The following is a 10,648-nucleotide window of genomic DNA, read 5'->3' on the forward strand; positions in this document are numbered from 1 at the left end:
ATGCTCAGCGCACTCCTGCACTGCCAAAAGGCAGCTGTGAAAATTCACAGCTGCCTCTTCATACTCTCTCGTCATCTTACTCCATGTTACAACATATCATCAGCCAAAAACTGATGATATACTACACAATATTTCTCAATAATTTCCCAATCAGCTTTTCATTTACCGGAAGAAACACCCCCGCGACCGGTCCCACTAGAAACGCACAGATAATTGTTCCGATCCCGAACGAACCGCCAAGCAGAAATCCGATAATTACAAATGAAAAGTCTACAATAATACGCACAATACTAAACTTCTTATGTAATTTATCGCTGATCACCACCGCTACAAGATCATTGGGTCCAGTTCCCGCATCCGATTTGATCACAATCGTCATCCCATAGGCTAAAACCGCACAGCCGATTGCAAGCACAACGATCTTGAAGACAAGTGTGCGCTCACCCAGGGCTAAAAAGGCCAGTGCTCTTGTAAACAGATCGATGATCGGCCCGCCACAGATCATGCAGAGAATTGTGCCGATCTTGATGTAACTGCGATCCACAAATAACAGCACGATGATGATCAAAAAGCATAGCATGATATGTGTTTTTCCATGAGTAAGTGCGCTCCACCCCATCAATTCAGACAGAGAGCGGTACACGCCCTGCACAAATACATTAAAGGGATCCGCGCCCAAATCCGCCAGCAAAAACAGTGTCACCCCCAGGTGGGCAATCGTCAGTCCCACCAGTAAGATTACTACCCGAAATACAGTTTCTCTCATACTTCTTTTCATATCATGTCCCCCTCATGTAATAGGCCCAGGCCGTACCATTTTCCATATGCACCTACGCTTATTATAACATTTTGAGAGAATATTCCTAGTATAAGCCACATAAAGGTATTTAATGTGGCTTATACTAGTACATCGTAAACTAAATAACTACCCGAAAAGCGCAGGATAGATTTTCGAGAGTAACAGACAAAAAGCCTTAATTCCTTGACTATCTTACCAATAATCAATCGGTAACACAATCAGATTTTTTCTAAGATATGTTTTCTTTTCAATCAGACACAAGATATTTCCCGGCTCCAAACACAAACTCTCCATTAAGATAAACTGCCTTCACAGATTTCAAGGCTTCAATATCCACAGATGCATCTCCGTCTGCAATCAGCAGATCTGCGAAAAGACCTTCCTTGATCTGTCCGATTTCTCCGGCCATATCCAGCACTTTTGCCCCATTCATTGTTCCGATCTGAATGGCCTGCAGCGGCGTAAGACCATATTCCACCATGTATGCCAATTCCTGTGCCACATACAGATCCGTCCTGCCGTCAGGCGTTATATTGTCTGTCCCTGCGCCCACGAGAACGCCCATATCATAGTATTCTTTGAAATGTTTTTTGTAGCTGTCCGCCGCTGCCCTACTGTAATAATATTCTTGCGGCTTGTCCTCCATCGCAGCATATTTTTCTTCCAGTACATTATAAATTGTTGTATAAGGAAGTATGGTAGGTGTCCACGCTATCCCTTTTTCAATCATCCGCTGTACCTGCTCTCTGGTCACAAAGGTAGCATGCTCAATGGTGTCAAATCCCGCCTCAATGCACATTCCTATGGATGGCTGCGTTCCTGAATGCACCGCCAGCTTCACTCCCAGCCTGTGGCATTCTTCCGCTGCCGCATTCAGCTCCTCCTGGCTGAACTCGCATATGTCTGAGCGGTGGCTTGTCATAATTTTGATCCACTTACTTCCATGTTTTACGCGTGTTCTGATTGCTTTTCTGAGCGCATCTATTCCGTCAGTCTCTTCCACGCCTTCTCCAAGTCCGTAAGAACTGCCGTGTCCTCCAGTTATACACAATGCAGAACCGCAATATTCCATTCTGGGAATCTTGAAAAATCCGCGTTCAGCTGCTGCCTTCATGGTCATACAGACGCCTTCCGGAGAGCCCACATCGCGAAGAGCGGTGATTCCTCTGGAAAATGCATTCTGCGCATGCTTCTGGGTTATAAATCCCATCATGAAATCATTCTGCACCCGGGGTGCCGGGCGGCACCCCCAATGTCCCAGATGTGCATGCAGATCAACCAGTCCCGGAAGGAGTGTGCTCTCCGGATACTCTACGACCTTCTCGCCCAGATATCTACCTTTCAACTTATCAGCATTTCCGATTTTCTCAATCTTTCCATCAGCATTCACGTAAAGTGCCGACTTCTCCAGAACTGTTTTTCCATCACCTGTTATAATTTTTTTTGCAGAGATAATCATTACTGTTCCTCCATCTGATCATGCATCAAATTAGATTTTTCCTTTTTTATACATCCATAAAGCAAACGCAATGGTACCGAATGTGCCTACTAGAGTTGTAACATATGACGGGTTCGGTCCCAAAAAGCTGAATACACCTTTATTTACCATAATGCAGAACGAGATACCTAATGCTAATGCAACCGGAACAATCTTTGGTTTGGACATTGCAAATTGTACAAATACTGCTCCGAATAATGCCGGGAGCAGGAAGTTGAAAGCATCCAGAACACTTGCCGGCAGATAATTCATGATAATACTGCTTAAGATCGCACCCACCGCCAGAATCGGAATGTTCACAAAACAGGATGTACAAATACCTAATGTTGATACAACAGAGCCTTCCGGTGTTCCCGGTTCCACTCCCGCCTCCTTCTGTGCCATAACCGCACAGGGCACACGCATATTAGAAGTATTTCCCGCAACAACGTTAATATATGTTCCTGCTGAGCCCACAATCGGGAAATTGGCAATTGGTTCTATGAACCATACAACGCCGATTGCGCTGGCTATGGACAGCCATCCTGTCAGTACTGCAGCAAAAGGAATCTTTACTCCATATACGAGCGCTACCAGTATTGCCGGAATAAAACATAAAACTACGCAGAAATAATTTCCTATTTTTCCTGTTTTATGAATAGCTTTCAAATAGTTGTTCTGATAAATATCTTCTCTTACATTATCTGGTTTTAACATATTTTCTACCTTACCTTTCTGTTTTATAATAATGCAGTAATAATCATTGCAGGGAAAATCGCAATTGTAAGACTCCACTGTGAAAGCCATTTAATATCTTTCTTCTTCGCAATAATACAAGCTGCTGCCATGATTCCCGCACCGAGCAGACAAGAAATTGTTGTTTTGTTCAGTGCTGTCAGGTATGTAGCATTATTTGCACCGAGTGCTCCTAAAAGTGCTCCTGCCGAGATGACCGGAAGAATAGATTTCCCCATCTTTTTAACAATAACATTCTGGATCTTGTCCATCTTATCCGATGCAAAGGTTCCGAAAAGTACCCATGGGATAGATCCCAAAATCATTACCAGAAGCGATGCCATAAACGCATCCTCTGTCATCTTGTCTACACCGACCTGTACTCCCGTAGCTGCCGCTCCAAAGCCTGCTGCCATAAGTTCAAACATAGAGTTTCCAACAAAAGACAGCCTCATAAATGAAACCGGGCCCCCCATAACCGCCATGACTGCGAACATACCTGCAAGACACGCAATAGATGGCCCGATTGCCGTGATCGCACTTGTTTTTATCGCTGCCTTTAACTGTTTGTCTTCCAGCCCCATCTCGATTCCTGTCTTATAGGATTTTTTCCATGATCTTCCTGCCATGAACAGCAGAAATATGACCGGCAAGCTGCATCCTGCCCACATTAAAACACCATTAATACGACTTAAATCCATTAATTCCATGAGTTTATCCTCCTACATTTATCTCTCACCTGATTTTTGCTCTAGTTCCCTTTTCGCATCTGCCACAATCGCCGAATCATTAAAAATGTCCACGCCCGTCATTGCCAGTGCTTTTGCCGCTCTGATCGCAATATCCGCGCCCTTTTCACCTTTGCACGCTTCCGCAAATGCTTCTGTATGCGGTACGGCAGGACTGTTCACACTGATCATTACCTGAAATGTAGGGATTCTGTGAGATATATTTCCCACATCACTGGATCCCAATCCTTCTGTCGCATCTCTGACATCGATCTGCTCACCCATATCTGCAAGATTTTTTTCCACCAGCTTTAACAGTACCTCGCTATTGATCAAATCCATATAGGATACGCCAATTTCCTTGATATCCACAGTGCACCCTGTTGAAAGTGCCGCACCCCTTGCACAGTTTTTCACGCGCTCTACCAGTTCATTCAGTTCCTCCTTTGTCACCGCCCGGATACCAAACTGTGCCTCCGTCAGATCCGGAATGACATTGGTCACAGCACCTCCCTGCTTAATAATCCCGTGAACCCTTGTGCTTGGCTTTGTTGTTACCCTCATCCCATTTACGTTATTGAACATTTGAACCACCGCCTCAACGGCACTGATTCCTTTATCCGGGCAAGCACCCGCATGGGCCGGTTTCCCATGGAAGGTGAAGGAATATGCAGCGATCGCCAGCAAAATATCATTGATTACCGTCTTCGGGCCCGGGTGGAACATCATCGCACAGTCCAGATCATCCATAATTCCCGCCTGATACAGGAGCTCCTTTCCACCGCCGCTTCCTTCCTCCGAGGGGGTCCCCAGTACCACGATATTTCCAGCATATTCTCCGAGGCCGTCTGCCAGGCCGACCGCTCCCATTACTGCGGAAGACGCAATAATGTTGTGACCACAGGAATGGCCGTTAGGCAGCGCATCGTATTCGCACAAAAATCCTACCACAGGTCCCTCTCCTGTTCCTCTTTTCTCTGCTCTGAAAGCAGTTTCAAGACCTGCGACTCCCATTTCCACCGTAAATCCATGCTTTTCAAGAAATTCCTTTAATGCTCTGCTTGACTTGAACTCCTGAAATCCCAGCTCCGGATTCTCAAAAATATACTCACAAAGTTCCGTGATTTCCGTCCGGTTTTTTTCTATTTCTTCTATCGCTTTATTTTTACAATACATATTTTCTTGCCCCTTTACTTATTGTTTTCCGGAAAAAATTCTGTAATAGGAAGTTCGCTTACAGAAAGTCCCAGCTTTTCTAATGTGGAATACAGCAGCACCTGGTTCACTGAGAGCATCGGAACTTTTATATACCGCCTCACCTCGTCGATAATCGGACGTAGTCTATAGGTCGGACTGTCAAATATGACCGCCTTCACATCGCCAAAATCCGCCTGTTTCACTTTTTCCAATATCAGATGGCTGTCAATCTGATCAATTATTTCCCTGTTCTCACTCGGATCGTCAAACACGTTGATCATCTTTGTTACTTCGATTCCATGATTACCAAAAAACAATTGTTCAATCAGTCCCAATTCCACGCCGAAGGCCGAGACAATGGCAATCTTATCTGCCCCGATTCTCTTTAAAAGCTTTTCCATTTCCAGCGACGGAACGATTACCGGTAATCCACTGCACTGCTCCAGTATATTCACAATCTCGAAGCCTCTGATGCAGCTGCCTGTCATACTTGGAACGACAATGATATCCGGATTGCTTTGGGCCAGCTCCTCCACCCTGTCTGGCAGGGAATCTAAAAAACCCATTAGTCCCTCGTAAGAAACAACCTCCAATGGAGCATAGGACATGACCAATTCTACGTTTTCAGGCATGCCTCTCCTAAATTCCTGTTCAATCACTGTGCTGAGTGTATTAATTACATTTATTACCCCGACTACAAATTGATTCCTGTTCTTTTCCATCATCCTATTTCACTCCAGTCTCCAGATACCGGTTGATTTCTTCCGGTGTCATTCCATTTAGTCCAAATCGTTCCATGGTTCTGCCCTGCTCATAAAAATCGGTTCTGTTCAGAGCCGAGGCAATGGCAAGCAGCCCGGCCAGCACCGGCATTTCTATGGCAAAGGCTCTTCCCAGCGACAGCAGCAGGCTATTTCCCGCATACGCATCCTCTGTAACATATCTGTGGTTTATTCCCGTCGGGCCTTCGAGTCCCCGGAATATATCCAGCTGTGGATGCTGATCATACTGCATAAGTGCCTTGATTTCTCCTGACGCTCTGCCCATCTCATATCCCATCCTGTCCATTACCTTTTCCTTCTCAGCCTCGACCACTCCGATCAGTTCCGCGACAGAGGGCGACAAACCGTCCCTGTACAATCTGAAATCTTCCATTGTTTCCATTTTTGCAGTTCCAAGAATGGTTCCTGCCAAATGAATGGATGTATTGGGTGAATTTAGCGTTGCCTGAAACACATTCTTCACAGGATGACACGGGTATACTTCGCTCAACACTTCTGCAAACCTGTCATTATCTCCGGACGGGAAAGCAGCTACCGCCTTTTCCTTGTAGGGAAGTGCACTGATCAGGCTGCCATCCGCAAGCAGGCGGCAAGGATATATGTTTCCCTGCATTTCCCCTGTCAGCACATCTTTTCCTGCTATCTTTTTTTTCAATATAAGTGATGCGCAGCTCCCTGCAGAAAAGCACACCGTCTGGCCGTTCTTCAGATAAGGCAGCATCAGATCCATGACCGCCTCCTGCCTCTGCGCCATCAGTGAAATCAGAATAATCTCCGCATCTTTTAAGGCTGTTTCAATATCTGTAGTTATCTTTGCGATGACCGCACGTCCGTTCACCGCATTTCCTGTGATATCTACATACCCCCTTTTCTGGATCGCCTCAAGGTTTTTTGCATGCTCTTTTTGTTCATATAATGTAACTTTATGCCCTTTCAGCGATAAATCCGCCGCCATCATAATTCCCGTACCACCGCCGCCGATTACAGTAACCTGTTTCATTTTTCTCATCCCTTCCTATACAAGCAGTTCATGAATTGCCGACATATCCTCTGCCTTTTCAATATTCAGCACAAAATCAATTACTTTTTCCGTCTGCTGAGGTGTTAATGCAAAGGAGGCTTCTCTACGGAACAGATCGCAGAACTCTTCTCTGCTCAGCATATCCAGCGGATGCCCTTTGTGGGTTCTTTGCGTCTTGCTGTATACAGTCTTGTCTTTCATTGTAATTGTGACTGTTTTTTCCGGGTGACTGCCATTCTGATAAGTATGGAAACTTTGAAGCAATGTATCTTCCGGATCTTTTCCGGCTTTTACCCTTCTTGCATATTCCATAATCTTCGGATCCCTGAAGTTTTCCTTTCTGTACCAGTTCGGACCCGGAGCAGGGTCTGCCAGCAATGCCCCGATTACATATGGCATACTGAATTGTGCCTCCATCAAAGTTTCGAAACCATCTTCGAAGAAATGCATACGGTACTGCGTTGGTGGATTAATAACAATCTCTTCAATTTCGTCTGCATCAATGTTATTTTCTTTCACAAGCAGATCAACAATTTCGACCGGTGTATTGACCCACATATTTGCAGGCCAGTGTTTTACGAGAATGTCCATCATGTAGAATCTGTCGTTCAGTCTTCTGTCAAGCCATGTTCTGTCTGTCACCGTCGTAAGCTGTTCACAGTATGCATGAGGAATATCAAAACAGTCCAGCAAATTATCAATTCCCTCTTTTGCACACTGGGCAGCAAGCACGCCGTTTTGTGCTGCGATCCCGTGCTGATAATGATAAGCATTGCTCATCGTGGCCTGCTGCAGATTGGACGGCATTGCCGCAAACAGGACGCCCATGCCGAATGCCTGGTTCATTTCCTCTTTGTTCAGTCCCATCAGTTTCGCTGCCGGTGTCGCTGTCGCAAAGATCTGCCAGTTTCCCAGTGCCCACCCCTTATTGTGGTCAAAGTCTTCCGGTGGCTGTACCGCCATTGCCACTCTTTGGTATACCTCATACGCCGCAACGACCGCCTCCAGATACTCTTTTCCGGTTTTTTTAAGACTTTCTGCCACTGCTGCCGCTACCGGAATGACTCCTGCACTGGGATGCCCTGTCCATGCACAATCTTCCCAGTCGAGCATATCTGCGATTGTTCCGTTGGCAAATGCTGCACTTGCTGCGGATAATTTGTCACCGCCTACCCACACAGATGCTTCACCGCCATTTCCCCCATTTGCCGCTTTTGCAACTTTGATTGCCGCTGCTGTCAGATCGATGGGTTTTGCTGCCAGAGATACGCCCAAGGTGTGCAGTGTAAACATTTTTGCTCTTTCAATCACCTCTTCCGGAATATTTTCATATTTTAATTCCACTGCATAATCAGCTAATTTTTGTGTATAATTTGAATTGTTTGATGCAAAATATTTTCTTGCCATTTTCTTCTCCCTGTTGTCTTTATTCTAAATTGATAAGTTGCCCCATATTTTTCTCCACCGCTCTTCGGTAGACAATGTCTCCCACCGCCACGTCCAGGGCACCCATGCCCATATGGGTGTACACGATAATCTCGTCATCGTTTTCTCTTCCGGCACAATTTCCGGTCGCCACTTCCCCCAGATCACCTGTCACGTCGTCCATGCTGAGATTATACTGCGCCAATTGGGGGGCTTTTACGATTTGATGATAATCCGTATCCTTAGAGCCCAAATACCATTTATCCGCCTTTCTGGAGCACTCCGGATCCAGATCATTAAAGGAATAGAGCCCGGATACAAAGCATCCTTTTTTCAGCCATTCAAACATGACCACCGGTTTTCGTGCTGTTGTGACAAGCAGTACGATATCAGCCGGGCTCACTGCCTCCTGCGCACTTTCACATGTTGTTACCAGAATCCTGTCCCCATAGGTTTCTTTCACTGCTGCCATAGCCTTTGGATTAATGTCGAATACACGCAGTTCCTTCAAATCCGGGAACGCATATAAAAAGCTTTTAATTCCCGCTTTTGCCTCCTCGCCGCATCCGATCACACTGAGCACCTGCGAAGATTTTTTTGCCAGGTATTGAGCGGCTACAACGCCATGGCCTCCGGCCGTTCTCATGGTAGTAATTGCAGTTGCTTCTACGATTGCGTAGGGCTGCCCGTTCTCCTCCTTGCTGAGAATCAATATATTTCCATAAGAGGAAGGAATGCCCTGCTGCTGAAATGTATACATATTTACCCACTTCATGCCCACTATTTTTTTATTTTTCAAATGTGCCGGCATTGCAATCAATAAATTGGCATTTTCTTTTCCGCTCCAGATTCCCTCCTTTACTGGATGAAAGATTTCCTTCTTCCCTAATGCAATAAATGTTTCATTTACCGCCTCTAAAACATCCTGCGGGGTAATCAGTTCTTCCACCTCTGTTTTAGAAATCATTCTTACTTGAATTGGATATTTCATCTCCTCTTTCTCCTTTCTTTCCTACATGCCAATCTATAGAGCAATCTCCGTGCCAACTTTTATTCTTTTAATTTTTTTCTCTGTTTTCCGCCATTTTCAGCCAAGTATTTATTTTTCTTTTGACAAGGCTTTTCTTTCAGTTTATAATTACTATTAACTTTTAATATTAATATCAGAGAGGTCAATAGTAATTATGGATCATTTGCTGCGCTCCGAAAAAATATATCTGATTCTGTCTGAAGCCACCCGCAGATTCAGTCCAGAATCTCCAATGAAGATCATTGAGTCCGTTTACATCCAGACTCTTTCCAAGGCTACCGGCATCAGCCCCAACAATATAAGCATGGAACTGAACCGTCTTTTTTTAGACGGACGCGTCATGCGGGTCCGGGGGCGGCCCGTTATTTACTTCACTTGCGAAGATATGGAAAAAATTTTAAAAAAGAAGCTCCCAACACATGAATTTACAGGGCTTGACTCCTTTTTGGAGTTTGTGCAGCCACGCTCTTTTATGGAAAAGGATAAAGACCGGGCCGCTTTTCCTTCTTTAGATGCCTCTGTTTCTTCGGACTTTGATTATCTGATCGGGTCTTCCAAAAGTCTAAGAGCACATATTGAGTCCGCAAAAGCGGGGATTCTTTATCCTCCCCATGGTCTGCATACGCTGATCACGGGACAGACAGGAGTTGGAAAAAGTCATTTTGCCAGTGCCATGTACGACTTTGCCAAGAAAAGCAACCGCCTTTCACCTACCGCTGCCATGGTCACATTCAACTGCGCCAATTATGCAGAGAACCCGCAGCTGCTGGCCTCCCAATTATTTGGCTACGCCAAAGGCGCATTTACCGGAGCCGATTCCGACAAACCGGGGCTTGTGGAATCCGCTGACAAAGGGCTTCTATTTCTCGATGAAATACATCGTCTGAATCATGAAGGGCAGGAAAAGCTGTTCCTTCTTATGGATCAGGGAGTATTTCGCCGACTGGGAGAAACTACAAAGACACGGCATGCAGATGTACTGATCATCGGTGCAACAACGGAACCTCCCCAGAGCTCCATGCTCAGCACCTTTTTGCGCAGAATCCCCCTGCATATCGAACTTCCGCCCTTAAGTGAGCGTTCTGTTTGTGAGCGTCTGCAGCTTGTTCTTTTCTTTTTTTGGAAAGAAGCTATGAATTTACAGAAACGAATGATAATAGACCGAAAGATAATTGTTACCTTTGTCCACTATAACTGTCCTTCTAATATAGGACAGCTTGCCACAGATATACAGCTTACCTGTGCGAATGCTTATTATAAGCACCTCGTTGAGCGGACTGACTCTTTGCACATAGAATTTGATAATATAAATAGAAATGTTGCCCTTTCTCTTTTTACAATAGGTAATAACAGCAGGATTTTAGATACAGTACTGAAGGATTGTCCGATTGTTATTGAGAAAAATGTGACTTCAAATGACTTGCTGTCCATGTATCTTATATGACAGTAAAAAA

At 45.1% G+C, this 10,648-nt stretch carries 10 protein-coding genes; 1 reads left to right on the top strand and 9 read right to left on the bottom strand.

Features of this window, described 5'->3' with window-relative positions; all coding sequences use genetic code 11:
* Positions 1-121: 121 nt before the first annotated feature.
* From BUB85_RS06970 to BUB85_RS07010, 9 genes are all read right to left on the bottom strand, one after another.
* The gene (locus tag BUB85_RS06970; RefSeq protein WP_073107432.1) at positions 122-778 is read right to left on the bottom strand and encodes a YczE/YyaS/YitT family protein; all 657 of its coding nucleotides are present in this window, start codon (positions 776-778) and stop codon (positions 122-124) included.
* A gap of 268 nt (positions 779-1,046) precedes the next feature.
* The gene (locus BUB85_RS06975; RefSeq protein ID WP_073107437.1) at positions 1,047-2,258 is read right to left on the bottom strand and encodes an amidohydrolase family protein; all 1,212 of its coding nucleotides are present in this window, start codon (positions 2,256-2,258) and stop codon (positions 1,047-1,049) included.
* Between the two features lie 30 nt (positions 2,259-2,288).
* Positions 2,289-2,993: a hypothetical protein gene (locus BUB85_RS06980; protein WP_073107444.1), complete on the bottom strand. Its 705-nt coding sequence runs from the start codon at positions 2,991-2,993 to the stop codon at positions 2,289-2,291.
* Between the two features lie 23 nt (positions 2,994-3,016).
* The gene (locus tag BUB85_RS06985) at positions 3,017-3,721 is read right to left on the bottom strand and encodes a DUF5058 family protein (RefSeq protein WP_073107448.1); all 705 of its coding nucleotides are present in this window, start codon (positions 3,719-3,721) and stop codon (positions 3,017-3,019) included.
* 18 nt (positions 3,722-3,739) lie between these two features.
* A complete protein-coding gene (locus BUB85_RS06990; protein WP_073107453.1) occupies positions 3,740-4,915 on the bottom strand; it encodes a M20 family metallopeptidase in 1,176 nt (391 codons plus the stop codon).
* A 14-nt stretch (positions 4,916-4,929) separates the two neighbouring features.
* The gene (locus BUB85_RS06995; protein WP_073107459.1) at positions 4,930-5,661 is read right to left on the bottom strand and encodes a hypothetical protein; all 732 of its coding nucleotides are present in this window, start codon (positions 5,659-5,661) and stop codon (positions 4,930-4,932) included.
* Position 5,662: 1 nt separating this feature from the next.
* Positions 5,663-6,718: an NAD/NADP octopine/nopaline dehydrogenase family protein gene (locus BUB85_RS07000; RefSeq protein WP_073107464.1), complete on the bottom strand. Its 1,056-nt coding sequence runs from the start codon at positions 6,716-6,718 to the stop codon at positions 5,663-5,665.
* A 15-nt stretch (positions 6,719-6,733) separates the two neighbouring features.
* Positions 6,734-8,146 carry an MmgE/PrpD family protein gene (locus BUB85_RS07005; protein ID WP_073107469.1) on the bottom strand — a complete coding sequence of 471 codons (1,413 nt, stop codon included), beginning with the start codon at positions 8,144-8,146 and terminating at the stop codon, positions 6,734-6,736.
* Between the two features lie 19 nt (positions 8,147-8,165).
* Complete coding sequence (locus tag BUB85_RS07010) at positions 8,166-9,155, bottom strand: ornithine cyclodeaminase family protein (protein ID WP_073107474.1); 990 nt, start codon at positions 9,153-9,155, stop codon at positions 8,166-8,168.
* Positions 9,156-9,348: 193 nt separating this feature from the next.
* Between BUB85_RS07010 and BUB85_RS07015 the strand changes: the two genes are divergently transcribed.
* Complete coding sequence (locus BUB85_RS07015) at positions 9,349-10,638, top strand: sigma 54-interacting transcriptional regulator (protein ID WP_073107477.1); 1,290 nt, start codon at positions 9,349-9,351, stop codon at positions 10,636-10,638.
* Positions 10,639-10,648: the final 10 nt, after the last annotated feature.

The sequence above is a fragment of the Hespellia stercorisuis DSM 15480 genome (genome assembly GCF_900142165.1).
GTDB classification, from domain to species: Bacteria; Bacillota; Clostridia; order Lachnospirales; family Lachnospiraceae; genus Hespellia; species Hespellia stercorisuis.